The organism is Streptomyces sp. NPDC046712, from assembly GCF_040645695.1.
GTDB lineage: Bacteria > Actinomycetota > Actinomycetes > Streptomycetales > Streptomycetaceae > Streptomyces.
This window is the reverse complement of the sequence record NZ_JBEYYW010000044.1, coordinates 1-17,598: the sequence shown is the minus strand read 5'-3', so window position 1 is coordinate 17,598 and position 17,598 is coordinate 1. Positions and strand designations below refer to the sequence as shown.

At 72.1% G+C, this 17,598-nt stretch carries 14 protein-coding genes; 9 read left to right on the top strand and 5 right to left on the bottom strand.

Features of this window, described 5'->3' with window-relative positions:
* The first annotated feature begins 44 nt into the window (after positions 1–44).
* The 4 genes from ABZ939_RS35115 to ABZ939_RS35100 all read left to right on the top strand — a co-directional run bounded on the left by ABZ939_RS35115 (position 45) and on the right by ABZ939_RS35100 (position 4,559).
* The gene (locus ABZ939_RS35115) at positions 45–1,304 is read left to right on the top strand and encodes an ROK family transcriptional regulator (RefSeq protein WP_361864358.1); all 1,260 of its coding nucleotides are present in this window, start codon (positions 45–47) and stop codon (positions 1,302–1,304) included.
* A 214-nt stretch (positions 1,305–1,518) separates the two neighbouring features.
* Entirely contained in the window at positions 1,519–2,988 is a 1,470-nt protein-coding gene (locus tag ABZ939_RS35110; RefSeq protein WP_361864357.1) for an ABC transporter permease, read from the top strand.
* A gap of 60 nt (positions 2,989–3,048) precedes the next feature.
* A complete protein-coding gene (locus ABZ939_RS35105; protein WP_361864355.1) occupies positions 3,049–3,747 on the top strand; it encodes an ABC transporter ATP-binding protein in 699 nt (232 codons plus the stop codon).
* 89 nt (positions 3,748–3,836) lie between these two features.
* The gene (locus tag ABZ939_RS35100) at positions 3,837–4,559 is read left to right on the top strand and encodes a CDP-alcohol phosphatidyltransferase family protein (RefSeq protein WP_361864353.1); all 723 of its coding nucleotides are present in this window, start codon (positions 3,837–3,839) and stop codon (positions 4,557–4,559) included.
* Here the strand turns inward: ABZ939_RS35100 and ABZ939_RS35095 are convergent.
* The gene (locus ABZ939_RS35095) at positions 4,540–5,022 is read right to left on the bottom strand and encodes an adenylyltransferase/cytidyltransferase family protein (protein ID WP_361864351.1); all 483 of its coding nucleotides are present in this window, start codon (positions 5,020–5,022) and stop codon (positions 4,540–4,542) included. The genes ABZ939_RS35100 and ABZ939_RS35095 overlap by 20 nt on opposite strands.
* A gap of 195 nt (positions 5,023–5,217) precedes the next feature.
* On the opposite strand from ABZ939_RS35095, the gene ABZ939_RS35090 reads away from it, so the two are divergent.
* The 3 genes from ABZ939_RS35090 to ABZ939_RS35080 are packed head-to-tail and all read left to right on the top strand — an operon-like array spanning position 5,218 to position 9,391.
* Positions 5,218–6,423: a glycosyltransferase family 4 protein gene (locus ABZ939_RS35090; RefSeq protein WP_361864411.1), complete on the top strand. Its 1,206-nt coding sequence runs from the start codon at positions 5,218–5,220 to the stop codon at positions 6,421–6,423.
* A gap of 5 nt (positions 6,424–6,428) precedes the next feature.
* Positions 6,429–8,150: a lipopolysaccharide biosynthesis protein gene (locus ABZ939_RS35085; protein WP_361864349.1), complete on the top strand. Its 1,722-nt coding sequence runs from the start codon at positions 6,429–6,431 to the stop codon at positions 8,148–8,150.
* The gene (locus ABZ939_RS35080) at positions 8,147–9,391 is read left to right on the top strand and encodes a hypothetical protein (RefSeq protein ID WP_361864347.1); all 1,245 of its coding nucleotides are present in this window, start codon (positions 8,147–8,149) and stop codon (positions 9,389–9,391) included. The genes ABZ939_RS35085 and ABZ939_RS35080 overlap by 4 nt, the downstream gene beginning before the upstream one ends.
* On the opposite strand, the gene ABZ939_RS35075 is transcribed toward ABZ939_RS35080, so the two are convergent.
* Positions 9,364–10,869, bottom strand: a complete 1,506-nt coding sequence (locus tag ABZ939_RS35075) for a hypothetical protein (protein WP_361864345.1) — start codon at positions 10,867–10,869, stop codon at positions 9,364–9,366. The genes ABZ939_RS35080 and ABZ939_RS35075 overlap by 28 nt on opposite strands.
* Positions 10,870–11,028: 159 nt before the next feature.
* Here ABZ939_RS35075 and ABZ939_RS35070 point away from each other — a divergent pair, with 159 nt between their 5' ends.
* Both ABZ939_RS35070 and ABZ939_RS35065 read left to right on the top strand, forming a co-directional pair.
* Positions 11,029–11,565 carry a WcaF family extracellular polysaccharide biosynthesis acetyltransferase gene (locus ABZ939_RS35070; RefSeq protein WP_361864344.1) on the top strand — a complete coding sequence of 179 codons (537 nt, stop codon included), beginning with the start codon at positions 11,029–11,031 and terminating at the stop codon, positions 11,563–11,565.
* A 5-nt stretch (positions 11,566–11,570) separates the two neighbouring features.
* The gene (locus tag ABZ939_RS35065) at positions 11,571–12,722 is read left to right on the top strand and encodes a glycosyltransferase (protein WP_361864409.1); all 1,152 of its coding nucleotides are present in this window, start codon (positions 11,571–11,573) and stop codon (positions 12,720–12,722) included.
* On the opposite strand, the gene ABZ939_RS35060 is transcribed toward ABZ939_RS35065, so the two are convergent.
* The 3 genes from ABZ939_RS35060 to gmd all read right to left on the bottom strand — a co-directional run bounded on the left by ABZ939_RS35060 (position 12,701) and on the right by gmd (position 17,395).
* Positions 12,701–13,381 (bottom strand): hypothetical protein, encoded by a 681-nt coding sequence (locus ABZ939_RS35060; RefSeq protein ID WP_361864342.1) that lies wholly within the window; start codon positions 13,379–13,381, stop codon positions 12,701–12,703. The genes ABZ939_RS35065 and ABZ939_RS35060 overlap by 22 nt on opposite strands.
* Positions 13,382–13,462: 81 nt before the next feature.
* Positions 13,463–16,183, bottom strand: coding sequence for a LamG-like jellyroll fold domain-containing protein (locus ABZ939_RS35055; protein WP_361864340.1), 2,721 nt, complete (start codon positions 16,181–16,183; stop codon positions 13,463–13,465).
* A 198-nt stretch (positions 16,184–16,381) separates the two neighbouring features.
* Entirely contained in the window at positions 16,382–17,395 is a 1,014-nt protein-coding gene (gene gmd, locus ABZ939_RS35050) for a GDP-mannose 4,6-dehydratase (RefSeq protein WP_361864338.1), read from the bottom strand.
* Positions 17,396–17,598 lie beyond the last annotated feature (203 nt).

Sequence of the window (17,598 nt, the reverse complement as noted above, 5' to 3'; positions counted from 1 at the left end):
TTCGGTGGTTGAACTGCTTTTGCCGGGGTTAGGCTCGGCGCACGATGAAGAAGACTCCGGGGACCGGGGACGCGCACCCTGCGCAACCCAAGGCCGACAAGGCGAGCGTGCGACGGCACAACCTCAGCCTCGTCCTGCGGACCGTGCACGAGGCGGGCGAGACGACCCGTGCGGCGGTCGCCGCGCGCGTGGGGCTGACCCGCGCCGCCGTCTCCTCGCTGGTCGAACACCTCCTCGACCAGGGCTTCCTGGTGGAGTCGGGCAAGACGTTCAGCGGGCAGGCGGGGCGGCCGGGGACGGTACTGAAGGCGGCCGACACCGGGCCGGCCGGGCTCGGCGTCGAGATCAACGTCGACTACGTGTCCGTGTGCGTCGTCGACCTGGCGGGAACCGACCGGCTCCGGATCACCCACCCCGCCGACAACCGCGTCCACCGAGCGGCCGGCGCGGCCGAGGTCCTCGGGCGTGCGGCCCGGATCGCTGCGCGCGTCCTCGCGCGGGCCGCGGAACGGGAACTCCACCCGGCGGGCGTACGGCTCGCCCTGCCCGGCCTCGTCTCGAGGGGGACCGTCCACCAGGCCCCGAACCTCGGCTGGAACCGCGTCGAGGCGGACCGGATCTTCGCCGCGGCCCTCACCGCCCTGCGGCCCGGGCAGCCGGAACTGCCGGTCGCCTCGGACAACGAGGCGAACGTCGCGGCGCTGGCGGAGCTGTGGTTCGGTGCGCTGGGCGACGTACGGAGCTTCCTCCACCTCACCGGCGAGATCGGCGTCGGCGGCGCGATCGTCGTCAACGGCGAGCTGCTGCGGGGCGCGCACGGCTTCGCCGGCGAGATCGGCCACATGGTCGTCGCCGCGGACGGGCCGCTGTGCCGCTGCGGCTCGCGCGGCTGCCTGGAGCAGTACGCGGGCCAGTCGGCGCTTCTGCGGGCGGCGGGGCTCGCGGAAAAGGGGACGGCCGTGAGCGGCTCGGCCGTCGAGGAGTTGGCGCGCCGCGCGGAGGCGGGCGAGCCGCGGGCGGTGGCCGCCGTCGAGGAGGCCGGCCGGATGCTCGGGCTCGCGCTCTCCGGCGCGGTGAACCTGCTCGATCCCGAGGTGGTCGTCCTCGGCGGGATCTACCCCCGCCTGATGCCCCGCCTGGCCCCCGCCGTCGACGCCGAACTCGCCCACCGCGTCGTCTCCGGTCTCTGGCTCCCCTCCGCAGGCCGTCTCCGCCCCGCCTCCACCTCGACGGACGCGGCCCGCGGAGCGGCAGCCGTGGTCATCCGCGAAGTCCTGTCGGACCCTCTGTCATACGGCCGCTGAAGCTGCCGGGTTCCGTCCCCGCCGACGGGTGGCGGGTCCGCCGCAGTGGCTGCCGCCGGCCGGCCTTCCGGCCACAGCCCCGCCCGCCGCCGGCGGTCAAGTGCGTGGGCACGGCCCCGGCTCTGCCAACCCGCACGGCCCCGCCCCCCGACTCTCATCCCACTCTCACGTGGGCCTTATCCAGCCATCACCGCACGTGCCTAGCTTCACGCCCATGTTCTTCACCTACCTCCGGCGCGAGCTGCGCCGTCGCAGAAAGGCGGCGCTCGTCGTCGCCTCCGGGCTTGCGCTCGGGATCGCGCTGGTCATCGTCGTCAACTCCGTGGCCGCCGGGATGAAGCAGGCACAGACGCAGGTGCTCGAATCCCTCTACGGGCTCGGCACCGACCTCACCGTCACCAAGGCCCGTGAGGAGCCCAAGGCGGGCGAGCAGGCGCAGCGGCCGCGGTTCGAGTTCGATGCCAAGGAGGACGGCGAGGAGCAGAGCAGCGACCGGCTGATGGTCCAGGGGTTCCAGACCCTGGCAGCCTCGACCGCCGCCACCGTCGCGAAGCAGGACGGCGTCGCCCGGGCCGTCGGCGGTCTCAGCCTCACCAACCTCAAGATCGACGGCCAGTTCAAGCGCGGCGAGTTCAAGCAGGACACCCGTGCCGCCCAGCCCGGCGGCCCGGGCGGCGGCAGCGGCGGCGGAGGCACCGTCGAAGGCGGTGGCGCCGCCTTCGACGTCAACTCCTTCACCCTCTACGGCACCGACGTCACCGCCCCCGACCTCGGCCCCCTCACCACCTCCACGATCTCCAAGGGCCGGACCTTCAAGACCTCCGAAACCGATGCCAAGGTCGTCGTCCTCGACAGCGCCTACGCCAAGCAGGAGGGCCTCGACCTCGGCAAGACCCTGACGGTCAAGGGCGTGAAGTTCGAGGTCATCGGCATCGCCACCGCCGACAGCGGACAGGCCGCCGCGCAGGTCTACCTCCCCCTGAAGCAGGCCCAGACGCTGTCGGACTCCAAGGACAAGATCACCACCGTCTACGTGAAGGCGACCGACTCGACGAAGATCGAGACCGTCAAGGCCGCCATCCAGAAGAACGTGTCCGGCACCACGGTCACCACCTCCGCCGATCTCGCCGAGACCGTCTCCGGCTCCCTCGACACCGCCGCCAACCTCGCCACCAACGTGGGCAAGTGGCTCTCGTACGCCGTCCTCGTCGCCGCCGTCCTGGTCGCCGGTCTGCTCACCTCCTCCGCGGTCAGCCGCCGGGTGCGCGAGTTCGGCACGCTCAAGGCGCTCGGCTGGAAGAGCGGCAGGGTCACCCGCCAGGTGATGGGCGAGGCCCTCGTCAACGGCCTCATCGGCGGTGCGCTCGGCATCGCCGCGGGTCTCGGCGGCGCGTACCTCGTGACCGCCATCAGCCCCACCCTCACCGCCGAACTCGGCGCCGGCGCGCTGAACAGCGGTGGCCCCGGCGGTGGCCGCATGCTCGGCGGCCCCGGCATGAGCACGGTCCGCGACGGCAGCGCCGCCGGCAACACCCTGGACATCGCCCTGACCGCCCCGGTGAGCGTGACCACCGTCGGTCTCGCCGTGGTCCTCGCCCTCGGCGGCGGGCTCGTCGCCGGCGGCTTCGGCGCCTGGCGCGCCTCGCGGCTGCGCCCGGCGGACGCGCTGCGCCGCGTCGAGTAGCCCTGATCCACCGGGCAGCCCCCAGCCCGAACCCCCTTCACGTATCGCAGGAGTTGCACCATGTACGAGCTCACAGGCGTCACCAAGCAGTACCGCAGGGGCCAGGAGAGAGTCGACGCGCTCGCCGGGATCGACCTCACCATCAGGGAGGGCGACCGCCTCGTCATCCAGGGCCCCACCGGCGGCGGCAAGTCCACCCTGCTGCAGATGCTGGGCGGTCTCGACCGGCCCACGGCGGGCAGCGTGATGCTCGACGGCGTGGATCTGGCCAAACTTCCGGAGAGTCGGCTGACGGCCGTACGCAGCCAGAACATCGGCTTCGTCTTCCAGTCCTTCAACCTCATCCCCACGCTCACCGCCCAGGAGAACGTGGAGACGGCGCTCGTCCCGATGGGCCTCAAGGCGGGCGAGCGGCGGGGCATGGCGGCCGAGGCGCTGGAGTCCGTCGGTCTCGGCGAGCGCCTCGGGCACCTTCCGTCCGAGCTCTCCGGAGGCCAGCAGCAGCGCGTCGCGATCGCCCGGGCCCTGGTGAAGCGGCCCAAGGTGCTCCTCGCCGACGAGCCGACCGGCAACCTCGACGAGTCGATGCGCGACGAGATCGTGGAACTGCTTGAAGGGCTTTGGAAGGAACACGGACTGACCTTCGTCATGGTCACCCACGACAGCGCCATCGCCCGCCGCGCCCCGCGCCTGGCGACCATCCGCAAGGGCCGGATCACGATCAAGGAGAACCGTCACGCACAGGCCGTGGACGCATAGGGCCCGTCACCCCGGACCCCCCGGAGATGCCATGATGTGCGCCATCGCGTACGAAAGTACCAAACTCGCACAATGACCCGGGGGGGTTCGTGGGAACGATCGGGACCGCGCTGACCGAGCTGACATCCGCGCAGAAGTCCGCGAAGGGGGTCTCGCTCTACTCGCGGTTCGTCAACCGCCCCGTCGGGCGCTACCTCGCGGCGGGCTCCTACGCCGCCGGACTGACGCCCAATCAAGTCACCTTGATCAGTGCGGCGTTCAGCTTCGCCGCCGTCGCGGGCGTGGCCCTCGGGGAGCCGTCCTGGGCGCTCGGGCTGCTGATCTGGCTCGGTCTCGCCGTCGGCTTCGCCTTCGACTCCGCCGACGGCCAGCTCGCCCGTCTGCGCGGCGGCGGCAGCCCGGCGGGGGAGTGGCTCGACCATGTGGTGGACTGCGCGAAGATCACCGCCCTGCACCTCGCCGTGCTGATCGCCTTCTACCGGCACCCCGAACACTTCGGCACGGCCTCGGACGGCTGGCTCCTCGTCCCCCTCGGCTTCCAACTCGCCGCCGTCGTGACCTTCTTCGGCGGACTCCTGACCGAGAAGCTCAAGCCGCGGCCCGCCCCCGGTACGCCCGCGCCCCAGCCCTCCACCCTGCGGGCGGTGGCGCTGCTCCCCGTCGACCACGGCGTCTTCTGCCTGGTCTTCCTGCTCCTGGGCGGCGGTTCGGCCTTCCGCTGGACCTACACCGCGCTCGGCGCCGCGAGCGCGGTGTTCCTCCTCGCCTTCCTCACCAAGTGGTTCCGCGAACTCAGCGCAGCCCCTCGCTGACCCCGCCGACTCCGGTGCCCGGCTCGGCCTCCTGCGTCAGGATGTCGAGCGCACGGCGGAGCTGGGTGCTGGACGTGTGCATCGTGTACGGGAAGTAGACGATCTCCACCCCCACCCCGGCGAAGTCCCGCTCCAGGCGGTCTCCCTTGGGCGTGCCCCGCCAGTCGTCCCCCTTGAACAGCACGTCGAACCTGACCTGCTTCCACGTCTCCAGCTTGTCCGGCACGGTCTCCACGAACGCCGCGTCGACGTACTTGACGTTGCGCACGATCTCGAGACGTTCCACCAGTGGAATCACCGGGCGCCGGCCCTTGGCGAGCTCCGCCATCTCGTCCGAGACCACGCCCGCCACCAGGTAGTCGCACTGGCTCCGCGCGTGCCGAAGGATGTTGAGATGGCCTATGTGAAAGAGGTCGTAGGCGCCCGGCGCGTAGCCGACCCGGTACGGCCTTCCTGCGGTCATGTGTGAAACCCCCCAGGTGCGTTCGCGCTCCCCAGCGCGAAGGAGTTCCGACGATAGCGTGCACGTTCCGTTGAGAGTGGGTGAACGACTAGGGTGAGGTCGGGTTCACGTACGGGGGAGAGGGACGGTCGCGTGGGGGAAGTGACGGCTGGGAACAGCGGCGGGGGTACGCCGGGCATACGACGGCGGCTGCTGATGGTGTCCACCAACTACGCGCCGGAGCACGCCGGAATAGGCCCCTACGCCACCCAGATCGCCGAACACTGGGCGGCGCGCGGCCACGAGACCCACGTCCTCGCCGGTATGCCGCACTACCCCTCCTGGTCCCTCGACCCGGCCTACGCCGGTGCTTGGCGGCGCACCGAGGAACGCGCCGGAGTCGTCGTGCACCGCAGACGCCACACCGTCCCGCCCCGTCAAACCGCCCTGAAGCGGGCCGCGTTCGAGGCGACCGTTCTTGCCCACGGTCTGCTCGCACCACCCTCCATGGCCCGGCCCGACGCCGTCCTCGCCCAGATGCCCAGCCTCGCCGGAGGCATCATCGGCGCACGCCTCGCCGCCCGTTGGCGGGTTCCGTACGTCCCCGTCGTCCAGGACTTGATGGGCGCCGCCGCCGCGCAGAGCGGTATCCGCGGCGGCGACCGGGCAGCCGCGCTCGCCGCCCGGGCCGAGACGTACTCCGTGCGCCGGGCCACGCTCGTCGGCGTCATCCACGAGACCTTCGTGGACAAGGTCGTGGCCATGGGGGTCGACCGCGGCCGCATCCGGCTCGTGCCCAACTGGTCGCACGTGCCCAGCCCTTCGGCGCCCCGCGCCGAGACCCGGCAGCGGCTCGGCTGGGGCGAGGGCGAGACCGTCGTCCTGCACTCCGGGAACATGGGCCTCAAGCAGGGACTCGAGGTGCTCGTCGAGGCGGCCCGCCGCGACCCGAAGATCCGGATCGTGCTCCTCGGCGACGGTAACCAGCGTGCCCACCTGCGCGAGTTGGGCGCCGGGATCCCCAACCTGGACTTCATGGCACCGGTCGGCGACGACGAGTTCCCCGACACCCTCGCCGCGGCGGACGTCCTCGCCGTCACCCAGCGGGCCTCCGTCCTCGACATGAGCGTGCCGTCCAAACTGACCTCGTACTTCGCGGCCGGACGCCCCGTCGTCGCCTCCGTGGCCGCCGAGGGCGGCACCGCCCTCGAAGTGCTGCGCTCCGAAGCCGGCGTGCTCGTACCGCCGGAGGACCCCGACGCGCTGCTCGCCGAGATCCGTAGACTCGGCGACGATCCGGCGGCAGCCGACGCGCTCGGCGCCCAGGGGCCCCGTCACGTCGAGGCCCATCTGACCCGGGCGGCCGGACTGGCCCGGATCGACGCACTGATCGACGAGGCTCTGGGGGGTCCGAGCACGTGACACACATGAACGTCACCGCGGTGGAGGACGACGAACCGGAGCTGCTGCGCGACCAGTTCCGCCAGCTCTTGCGCTACCGCGCGATCATCGGAGCCGGCGTCGGGATCGGACTCCTCGGCGGCGTCTGGTTCGGCCTGTCCAACGCCGACACCTATGTCGCCACCAGCCAGGTCGTGCTCCGCGCCCCCGTCAACGACCCGTTCAATCCCAGCATTTCGCAGGACAAGACCCTCAACATGGGGTCCGAGCGGCAGACGGCGCTGAGCAGCAGCGTCGCCGAGCAGGCGGCCAAGAAGCTCGGCTGGACCGGCACCGTCGGCAAGCTGCAGAAGGACTTGCAGGTCACCAACCCGCCCCAGAGCCAGGTGCTCCAGTTCACCTACACCGCCGACACGCCCAAGGCCGCCGCCGACCGGGCCAACGCGGTCACCCAGGCCTACCTGGACCTGCGCAAGAAGCAGTGGACCGACCTGCGGGCCACGATGCTCGAAGGGCAGCAGAAGCAGCTCGACGAGGTCGCCAAGAAGCACGACCAGAAGACCAAGGAACTCGACCGGATGCCCGACGGGGCGGCCCGGGACGCCGAGTACGGCGTCAAGACCAACCTGCTCAACCGGATCAACGAACTCGACGCGCGGATCAGCCAGCTCAAGTCGCTCGACATGTCGCCCGGCACCGTCATCCGCGTCGCCACCGCCCCCGGTTTCTCCGACGGCCCCGGGCTCCCCATGAGCCTCGGCCTCGGTGCCCTCGTCGGTGTGGCGCTCGGCCTGCTCGCCGCCTGGGTCCGGCTCGTCTTCGACCCCGCGCCGCGCTCCGCAGGCGACGTCGCCCGCGCGGTGCGCGCCCCCGTCCTCGGCACCCTGCCGCGCGGGGCCACCGACGTGCTCCTCGCCGACGACCACACGGACGCCCGGGTCGCGGAGGAGTACCGCTCCGTCGCGTTCCGGCTCGCCTACGACCAGCGCTTCGCCGACCGGCGACGGCTCCTCGTCGTCGCCCCGCGCGGCTCCAACGACGCCGCCGTGGCCGTCGCCTCGCACCTCGCCGCCTCGTTCGCCGAGACCGGCAAGGACGTCCTGCTCATCGAGGCCGACCTGCGCACCCCCACGCTCGCCGGACGCCTGCGCGCCCACGCGGCGGCCGCACCCCGGTGGAGCAGCCCGGTGGAGAGCGACGAGAACGGCTGGCCCGGCAGGCGCCAACTCTCCGTCGACGCGGGGGAGTCCGGCTCCTTCGGCCTGGTGCCGGGCGAGCGGGTACGGAACGTGGCCCGAGCGCTGACCGCCCCCAGGGTCTCCCGGCTCATCGCCGAGGCCGACTCGCCCAACTCGACCGTCGTGGTCCTGGCCCCGCCCGTCCTCAACTACGCGGACGCGCTCGCTCTCGTCGACCGCGTCGACGGTGTCCTCATCGTCTGCGACCCGCGCGGTGTCCACCGTACGGATCTCCAGCGCATCCGCGAGCTCATCGCGGGCGCCGGCGGTACCGTCCTCGGCGCCGTCGTGCACACCCCGGGCCGGCAGCGCGGCGCCGCCAAGCAGTCGGCCGGCCGGCGCGGCGGGGGCGGGCGGGGCAGACCGCCGGCTCCCGCGCCTTCCGAGAGCGAGGAGTTCGCCGCCGAGCCCGAGCAGGTGATCCTGGGCGACGGCTCGGACACCGTCGCCCTGCGCCAGCTGCGCGCCGAGGACCTGCGCTCCGGTGACGTCCGCGCGGGCGACCGTTGAGACGTGCCGTCACCGTCGCCGCCTCGGTCCTGGACCAGGCGGCGTCCAGCCTCACCAACATCGCCGTCCTGGTGATCGCGGCGCGGGCGTCCACCGCGGACGGCTTCGCCGCCTTCTCCATGGTCTACATCGGCTTCACCGTGCTTCTCGGCCTCAACGCGGCGTACGTCGGGCAGAGCGTCGTCCTGGAGAAGGGCGAGGAGCACGAGGTCGGCGCGGCCGCCCGGTCCGCCGTGACCTTCACCGCCCTCGCCTCGACGGCCGCCGCCGTCCCGCTGCTCGCCGCCGGCGCCCTCGTCGGAGGCCCCACCGGTCCCGCCCTGCTCGCCCTGGGCGCCGTCCTGCCGATCGTCCTCGTCCAGGACGGACTGCGGTACGGCTTCTCCGCACTGCGGCAGCCGCACCGGGCGCTGGCCGCCGACACCCTCCGGCTTCTTTCCGTCGTACCCGCCCTCCTGCTCCAGCCGCACGGCTCCTCACCGGCCCGCCTCGTACTCGTCTGGGGCCTGTCCGCGCTGCCCGCCGCACTCCTCGGGCTCGTCCTGCTCCGGCCCTTCGTGCGGAACCGGCCCGGTGATCCGCGCCGCTATCTGCGCAAGGACCACCTCGGTCGGCGCTTCGTCGTCGAGTTTGCCGTCGGCAACGGCTCGAGCCAGCTCGCCGTCCTCGGCCTCGGACTTCTCGCGAGCCCCCTCGCCGTCGGCGCGCTGCGCGGAGCGTCGACCCTGTTCGGCCCGCTCAACACGCTCTTCACCTCGGTCAACGCCTTCGGCCCGCCCCTGCTCGGCAGGGCCGGCTCCCGGCGTGCCACCGTACGGGCCGCCGCCGGACTCGCCGCCGTCCTCGCGCTCGTGGCCCTCGGCTGGGCCGCCGCCCTGTACGCGCTCCCGGAGCGCCTGGGCCGGGAGCTGCTGGGCGCCACCTGGCAGTCCGCCGCCGGGCTGCTGCCCGCCACCGGCAGCCAGTACGCGGTGATGGCGGCGGGCACCTGCGCCCTGGTGACCCTGCGGGTCCTCAGCCCCCGCGCCACACTCTCCGTCCAGGTGGTCTTCTCGCTGCTCTCGGTCGCCCTGATGCTCGGCGGGTACGTCATCGGCGGCGCGGCCGGCGCCGCCTGGGGCCTGGCCGCCGGCTCCGCCCTGAAGGCCCTCGCCGCCTGGTCCCGGGTGGCACGCACGCGTCCCGAGCCCGCCCCGGAACAGCAGGGCGGCGGTCAGCGCAGCGCGGCGCCCCTGTCCTGACGCCAGGTGGTGACCAGGGCGATGCAGATCAGCGCGATCGCCACCCGGCCCGACGCCTGGAGCAGCGGGCCGCGCAGCAGGATGAAGGAGTAGCCCGCCACGAGCGGCACCACCAGGGAGATCAGACTGCCCGGTGGTGCCCGGCGGGTGCCGCGCCGGGCGAACCGCCCGTCCACGCGCGCGGCGGCATAGCCCATCCCCATCATTCCGGCGCCCATGCCCACGGCCCCGAAGTCGATCCAGAGCTCGGCCCAGACGGGGGACGAGAGATTGGTGTTCACCGTCCCCATCCACTGGCCGACCATCACGCCGGTGTCGCGCGGCTTGCCCGGCCACACCGAACGGGGCACCGCGAAGAGCACGGACCCCGCCAGCTGGCGGCCGTAGCGGTGCCGGCTGCCCGAGTTCACCAGCGTGATCGTGTTGGCGAACATGCCGACCTGGTCGTAGTCCTTGAGCGCCAGCGGCTCCAGGACCGAGGTCGTCTCGACCGGGCGGTAGTTCTTCTCGTCGTACCGGAAGCGGTCGGAGAACGGAAAGACGATCAGCGCCATCACCACCCCCAGACTCAGCGCCGACCGGTACATCGCCGCGCTCACCGGGAACACGGTGAACAGCAGCGAGAACATCACCGTGAGGAACCAGTACCGGGGATTCGAGATCGGGTTGTTCACCACGCAGTTGAGCAGCACCAGCGCCACGAAGACGGCGATCACCATCGGGCGGCGCCGGGCCCGTCGCGAGGTGACCAGCCAGCGGCAGTACACCAGGAGCGCGAAGAGCGCGGGGACCGTGCCGAAGCCGCGCAGGAACGCCTGCCCGGCCTGCGAGTCGGCCTGCGAGACGCCCGCCTCCTCGATCCCGGCGATGATCTCCTGACGGCTGGAGAAGAACACCGCCGGCCCGCCCAGCTTGACGACGAACAGACCGCTGCACGCGAAGGCGAGCAGCACCAGCAGGTACAGCCTCCGCCGGTGCACCAGAGCCGGGCGCTCCTCGCCCCGCCCGGAGCCCCCCGGACGACCACGGGCCAGCAGCGACCCCAGGTCGAACGCGGCGCAGCCGACCAGGACCAGGGCGACCGCCGTCGTCAGATCGGAGCGCGGACCGACCACCGGTGTCGGCACCCTTCCCAGGACCGCCTGCGCGAGCGGCGCCACGCCCATCGCCATGTAGACGAAGAGCCAGAACGAGCCCTGGAGCAGCTTCCGCCGACGGGTGAGAATCATGGCCGAGAGCCGGGCTCCGGCGTACATGGTCAGCGCGATCTGGAGGTAGTACGCGGCGTCATGCACCCCCGCCCCCGGCTGGATCGCCACCAGCAGCGGCAGGAAGACCGTGAAACCCAGCACCAGCGGGATCGACAGGGCCCGCGACAGCAGCGTGCGCGGGGACACCGGAGGGGCGAGGAGCAGCGGCGCGGGCGCCGTGGGCCCCGGGCGTGGTTCCGCCGCCGTACCGCGTACATCGGTCGTCATCCCGCCCCCTGGAATCCCCGGAGTTCCGGCCCCCGGCACATCAATGCGCCACCCCGGAACGTCACTTCGCGGCAGTCTACCGACGCCCCCCTGTCACCTCGTGTCAACCGTTAGTCTGAACGCCTCGGCGCCTGGGGAGGCGCTGTTGGGGGTGAACTCATGCGGAATCTCCCGGCCTTCACGCTGGCCGGTTACGACAAGGGCCGCGGCAAGCTCGTGCAGGCCCTCTGGTTCGCGGTGATGAACACGGTCTTCATGGCCTGGTTCTGCCCGGCCCGGCTGCGGGTCGCGCTGCTGCGGGCCTTCGGCGCGACCATAGGCGACGGCGTGCTCATACGGCACCGGGTGAGGATCCTGTGGCCGTGGAAGCTGACCGTCGGCGACCACACCTGGATCGGCGAGGGCGCCTGGCTGCTCAACCTGGAACCCGTCACCCTCGGCGCGCACGTCTGTGTCTCCCAGGAAGCGCTGCTGTGCACCGGCAGCCACGACCACCGGGCCGCCGACTTCCGCTACCGCAACGCCCCGATCACGGTCGAGGACGGCGCCTGGGTGGCGGCCCGTGCCACCGTGCTCGCCGGGGTCACCGTCGGCCGCCACGCGGTCGTCGCCGCCGGCACGACGCTGCACAAGGACCTGCCCGAGCTCACGCTGCACACCGCCGACGGCCGCCGCCCGGTCCCGGTGCCCGCATGAGCGGCCTGCGCGTCCTGCACGCGGTCACCCTGCACAGTCCGACCCACGCCTTCGGCGGACCGGTCAGAGTCGCCGTCAACCTCTGCCGCGGGCTGGCCGAACGGGGCCACCACCCGCGCCTGGTGGCCCTCGGCGACGGCTTCGGCGACCAGCTGCCGACCGAGGTCGACGGCGTCCCCGCCCGTCTCTACCGGGCACGCTCCATCCTCCCGCTCGGCTTCAGCGGCGTCACCTCGCCCGCACTGCTCGCCGGGGCGGGCGCGCTGGTCAGGGACGCCGATGTGGTCCACGTCCATCTCGCCCGGGACCTGGTGACCCTGCCCGTGGCGCTGGCCGCGCTGCGGGCCGGCCGCCCGCTCGTGCTCCAGACGCACGGCATGGTCGATCCGAGCGGGAGGCTGCTGGCCAAGGTGCTGGACGCGGTCGCGGTCCGGCGCGTGCTGCGGGGCGCCTCCGCCGTCCTCCATCTGACGGGCCGCGAGCGCAAGGACCTGGACGCGGTGGTCGGCGGGCCGCTCGCCCGGGCCGTACGGCTCGTCAACGGCGTACCCGCCCAGGAGCCGCGCCCGGAGCCGTCCGGCCCGCCCCGCGTCCTGTACGCGGCCCGGCTGCAGGCCCGCAAGCGCCCCACGGACTTCGTCGCGGCCGTTCCGGAGATCCTGCGCCGTCACCCCGACGCCAGCTTCGTCCTCGCCGGCCCGGACGAGGGGGAGCGGGCCGCCGTCGACGCGCTCGTCGCCGACCTGGGCGTCGGCGACCGGGTGGAGCGGCCCGGACCGCTGTCGGCCGCGCGGATGCTCGAGGAGCTGCGCCGGGCGCATGTGTACGTCCTGCCGTCGGTCGACGAGCCGTTCCCCATGTCCGTCCTGGAGGCGCTGTCGGTCGGCACCCCGGCCGTTGTCACCGCCTCCAACGGCCTCGCCCGCGACATCGAGGAGGCCGGTGCGGGACGAGTGGTCACGGACGCCACGGGCCTCGCCCCGGCCGTCATCGCGCTGCTCGACCGGCACGCGAACGACAGCGCCTCCGTGGCGGCCCGCAAGCTGGCCACGGAGGCGTTCTCGATGGAGGCCGTCCTCGACACCCTGCTCGGGGTGTACGAGTCCGCCCGCGAGGATCGGGCCGCCCGGGAGGGTCAGGCCGGCAGCCAGGCGTAACAGGACGAGGAGACGAACTCCACCGTCCCCGCGGGGACGGTGGCCCGCACCGGTCCCTCGGCGCCGAGCGCCGGACCCGAGGCGAGCACCTTCCCGCCGCTGCCGAGCGCCCGCCACGTGCACGACGGATCGGTGGTCAGCGCGCGGTACGTGCCCGGCTTCGGCTGCTTCGCCGTGCCGTCGGGGAAGCCGGTCTTCGCCGTGGCGAGCAGCGGCTTCTGGGCAGGGCACAGATGGTTCACGGCGGCCTCGGCGTCCGGGATGTCCCCGGCGACGAGTGCGCCCACCGCCGCGTCCTTGTCGCGCTTGGCGGTGCGCTCCAGACGCTGGCAGGACTCCTGGCCGGTCTGGAGCACGGCGGCGGGATCGGTGTTCTTGGGCACCCGCCCGCTCAGGTACTCCTTCTGCTCCTTCGTGAACGAGCCGGTGACTGGCTTGAGTTCGGCATCGGGAACGACGGGCCCCCTGGTCGCGGAGGGCGTGGGGCCGGTCGGCTCCGCCTCGGCCTGCCGGTCCGGCACGGCCGCCGAGCGGGTGGGTGTGGCGGCCTTGGCCGCGCCGTCCGAGGTGTCGCTCCCCGAGGAGCAGGCGGAGAGGGTGAGCAGCGCGGTCAGCACGGCCGCCGCCGCTGCCGGGCGCCGGTGGAGAGAACGACGCATGAGGGAACTCCCGTGGTACGTCGGATGCGGGGCCCGGCAGGCCGGGCCCCGCATCCTGTGATGGACGGTTCAGCGCGCCGGCTACGGGGCGCCGAAGGTCAGCACCAGCTGCGGAGTGCCCTCCGCGGCCGTCGCCTCGGTCGACCAGAGCCACAGCGGGTCGGTACCGGTGCTGGTGAGCGCGACGCTGTACGAGCCGCCGAGCGCCGCCGAGATCGCCGACGTGTCCAGCGCGGCCGAGTAGATCGCCGAGCCGTCCGTGGCGCCGCTGAGCGTCCCGATCGGACCGGAGCCGAGCGTCGGGCGGTTGTTGTACGTGAGCCCGTCCTCGGTCCATGCGCCGGTGACCGGCACGACGGACTGGGAGTCCGCCGAGCCCGCGCCGGTCATGGTGGTCGTCTTCACCGCGAGCCGGGCGCTCTTGAGGACGGTGCCGGCCGGGGCGGCCGGCAGAGTGAACCGCAGGTACGACTCGTACGCCGCCGTACCGCGCACGGCCAGCGAGCTGGACGTGCCGTAATTGGTGCCGGGGGCACCGGCGTTGGCGTACGTGTCCTCCGACGCGGTGACCGTGGCCACCGAGTCGGCCGGCGCGGAGGCCAGGCTGTGGTGCTTGGCGACCTGCGCGGCGGTGAGCGCCGTCGGGTAGACGGCGGCCTCGTCGAGCTGGCCGGCGAAGAAGGTGCTCGTCGGGCGCAGCGGCCAGCCGGACAGGTTGTCCGCGCCGACGTGCCAGTAGCCCGCGTACTGCTGGTTGGTGGTGACGGTGTTGGACGCCAGCAGCTTGCCGTCGACGTACAGCTTCATGCCGTCCGGACCCTGGGTGCCCACCGCGTGGTGCCAGGCGCCGTTGTTGTACGAGCCCAGGGACGTGAGGGTGCGGACCGAGCCGGTGTAGACGCCGAACACCACGTTGCCGGTGTTCGTCATGTACAGGTGCTTGTCGTAACTACCGCTGTTCCGCGTCGTGTTGTTGCCGAAGCCGATCAGCTTGCCACCGCGGTTCGTGGTGGTCTTGAACCACGTCTCGATGGTGAAGGCGCCGGGGACGGTCTGCCGCCGGTCGCTGTGGATCTGCTCGTCCGTCCCGTTGAGCGTGACGGCCGTGGAGGCGCCGGTGACGGCGGCCGGGGTCTGCCGCAGCGCGGGGGCGTTGATGTACAGACCGCTGTTGTTGCCGTCGGAGGAGTCGGCCGCGTACGGCGTGGTCGACTCGTCCAGGCGCCAGTACAGCCCGGCGCCGTCGGCGACCACCTGCGAGGCGTACGGCTCCGGGGAGGTCGGCACGGTCACCGTGGCGGTGGCGGAGAGGGCGCTGGTGTTGCCGTCCGCGTCGCCGGCGGTCACCCGGTAGGTGTAGGTCTGGCCCGGGGTCACGGAGGTGTCCTTGACCGAGACCTGGGGGCGCGACCAGTGCAGCGAGTCGCCCTGGACGGTGGCGATCGGCGTCGCGGCGCCGTTGCGGTAGACCTTGTACGTCAGCTTCGAGTCGTCCAGGTCGAGGCTGGAGCGCCAGCGGATCTGCACCGCGTTCGGGCCGACGGCGGCCGCGCTCGCGACCGGGACGGTCGGCGCGCCGGTGTCGGGGCCCGAGGCGAAGCGGGTCAGACCCTGCGCCGGGGCACCGTTGGTGGTGGTGAACTCACCGCCCACCCACAGGTACTTGGTCGTTCCCGTGCCCGAGATGGTGAAGGCGCGCGGCCCGATGCCCTCGCCGAGGCCGTCGTTGGTGTCCGGGAACCAGCCGAGCTTGCCGGTCGACGTCGTCGGCTGGGCGAGCAGGTGGTAGCGGCGACCGTCGGGGAACTCGCCGACGCTGGAGCAGTCGTGGGCGTGCGAGGCGCTGTAGAGCACGCCCTCGTAGGAGCGGACCGCCTGGGTGGCACCGAGGCAGGTGTCGCGCCAGCGCTGCTCGAAGTCGGAGAGGTTCAGGGCGATGCGGCCGTCGAAGACGCCGCCGCCCGTGCCCTCGTTGCCGGTGTAGAAGCCCGTCGCGTCCGTCTCGATGTCCTTGACGACGGAGTTCGTCGGGATCCAGCCGTTCGGGTACGCCTTGGTCACGGCGCCGGTCGTGGCGTTGACCACGGCGAGCGCGTGCGAGTTGGCGCCGTTGACGGTGAAGAAGTCACCGCCGAGCAGCACGTGCTGGCCGTCCGGGGTGACCTCGATGGCCCGGCCGGGCTCGTCCGCGTTGGCGGTGAACGGCAGTAGCGCGCCCGCGGTGGTGACGGCGGCGAACCGCTGACGGGTCTGCCCCTCGACCGTGTCGAAGTCGCCGGCCGCGTAGACGGTGGTGTCGGTGACGGCGAGCGCCCGCACGGTGGCGGGGAAGCTCGGGGTGAAGGCCGCCTTCGGTGTGCAGGTGGCGATGTCGATCGCGGCGAGGCTGGAGACCGGCGTGCCGTTGACGGCGCCGAAGTAACCACCCGCGTACAGCGTCTTCTTGTCCGGCGAGACCACCAGGGCCCGCACGGTCGCCGTGCCGCTGCCGACGGTGAAGGAGAGGGTGCAATCGGTGGGCGCGCCCGTGGCCGCGTCCAGCGCCGCGAAGTTGACGGCGCCCTTCGGAGTGCCGGAGCCGCCTTCGGGCGGGCGCACCTCGGAGAAGGTGCCGCCCACGAAGACGGTGTCGTTCGCCTCGGCGAGTGCCCAGACGATGCCGTTGGTCTGCCAGGTCGGCAGATCGTCCGCGGTGAAGGCCACCGGCGGCGTCAGGGCCGCGGCCGTCGGGGCCAGAGAGCCTCCGGCTCCGGCCGCGACGGTCAGGACGAGGGCAGCGGTAAGCCCCCAGGATCTACGCATGTTCCCCCCAGGCGTGATAGCCCAGTCAATGTGGCGAGAAGTGGTGCAACTGCCATGTGATGAATGCGAACTGTACGACGAAGTGACAAGCGGGAAAGCCTATTTGGCCAATCCGGTACCTTCCGTGCTCCCGCGTCCCGCGCGGAGCGGCCGCCCCGACTGTCGTCCCGGAGCGGCCGCACGGAGAGAAGGCGCTGGTCAGCGGTCGATACGGACCGTGGCACCCGCCAACTGGTCCTCGACGAGCCGGACATCGGCGTCGACCATGATCCGGGCCAGCTCCTCCACCTGGACCGAGGGCTTCCAGCCAAGCAGGTCCCGCGCCTTGGACGCGTCGCCGATGAGGGCGTCGACCTCGCTGGGACGCTCGTACTTGGGGTCGTAGCGGACGTACTCCGCCCAGTCGAGCCCCACGTGCGAGAACGCCGTCTCCACGAACTGCCGTACGGTCGCCGGGACTCCGGTCGCCACCACGTAGTCGGTCGGCTCGTCGCGCTGGAGCATCCGCCACATCGCGTCGACGTACTCGGGGGCGTACCCCCAGTCGCGTACGGCATCGAGGTTGCCCAGGTACAGCCGGTCCTGCAGTCCGGCCTTGATGCGCGCCACGGCCCGGGTCACCTTGCGGGTCACGAACGTCTCGCCGCGACGCGGCGACTCGTGGTTGAACAGGATGCCGTTCACGGCGAACATGTCGTACGCCTCACGGTAGTTGACCGTGGTCCAGTAGGCGAAGACCTTCGCGGCACCGTACGGGCTGCGCGGGTGGAACGGCGTCTGCTCGTTCTGCGGAGGCGGTGTGGCGCCGAACATCTCGGAGGAGGACGCCTGGTAGATCCGGGTGTCGACCCCGCTCGCCCGGATCGCCTCCAGGAGCCGCAGCGCGCCCAGGCCCGTCACATCGCCGGTGTACATCGGTGCGTCGAAGGAGACCCGCACATGGGACTGCGCGCCGAGGTTGTAGACCTCGTCGGGACGGATGTCGCGAAGCAGGTTCACCAGCGCCACCCCGTCCGAGAGGTCGGCGTGGTGCAGCACGAACGAGCGGTTCGCCTGCTGCGGATCCTGGTACACGTGATCGATCCGCTCGGTGTTGAAGCTCGACGAGCGACGGACGAGGCCGTGCACCGTGTAGCCCTTGGAGAGCAGCAGCTCGGCCAGGTACGAGCCGTCCTGTCCCGTGACGCCGGTGATGAGTGCGGTCTTGCTCATGCGTGGTGCCCCTCCCGAACGGTCCGGCCCCCAGCCGGTCCGTATCTTGCGGATATGTAGTGATCCGAGCTGTAAATCCGGATCTGCTGTACTGCGGTCACTCTCGGCCTGGCATGATCCGGGCCATGACTGAATCGAGGAATGTCCCTTCGGAAGCCTTGTCGTATCTGCCGGAGCGGGCCCGTGTGTTCGTCGCGGGACAC

Bases quoted from the DNA above. Each gene is read 5' to 3' on its own strand.
- ABZ939_RS35115 (WP_361864358.1), top strand. From the start codon at position 45: ATGAAGAAGACTCCGGGGACCGGGGACGCGCACCCTGCGCAACCCAAG.
- ABZ939_RS35110 (WP_361864357.1), top strand. From the start codon at position 1,519: ATGTTCTTCACCTACCTCCGGCGCGAGCTGCGCCGTCGCAGAAAGGCG.
- ABZ939_RS35105 (WP_361864355.1), top strand. From the start codon at position 3,049: ATGTACGAGCTCACAGGCGTCACCAAGCAGTACCGCAGGGGCCAGGAG.
- ABZ939_RS35095 (WP_361864351.1), bottom strand. From the start codon at position 5,022: ATGACCGCAGGAAGGCCGTACCGGGTCGGCTACGCGCCGGGCGCCTAC.
- ABZ939_RS35090 (WP_361864411.1), top strand. From the start codon at position 5,218: ATGGTGTCCACCAACTACGCGCCGGAGCACGCCGGAATAGGCCCCTAC.
- ABZ939_RS35085 (WP_361864349.1), top strand. From the start codon at position 6,429: ATGAACGTCACCGCGGTGGAGGACGACGAACCGGAGCTGCTGCGCGAC.
- ABZ939_RS35075 (WP_361864345.1), bottom strand. From the start codon at position 10,869: ATGACGACCGATGTACGCGGTACGGCGGCGGAACCACGCCCGGGGCCC.
- ABZ939_RS35070 (WP_361864344.1), top strand. From the start codon at position 11,029: ATGCGGAATCTCCCGGCCTTCACGCTGGCCGGTTACGACAAGGGCCGC.
- ABZ939_RS35060 (WP_361864342.1), bottom strand. From the start codon at position 13,381: ATGCGTCGTTCTCTCCACCGGCGCCCGGCAGCGGCGGCGGCCGTGCTG.
- ABZ939_RS35055 (WP_361864340.1), bottom strand. From the start codon at position 16,183: ATGCGTAGATCCTGGGGGCTTACCGCTGCCCTCGTCCTGACCGTCGCG.
- gmd (WP_361864338.1), bottom strand. From the start codon at position 17,395: ATGAGCAAGACCGCACTCATCACCGGCGTCACGGGACAGGACGGCTCG.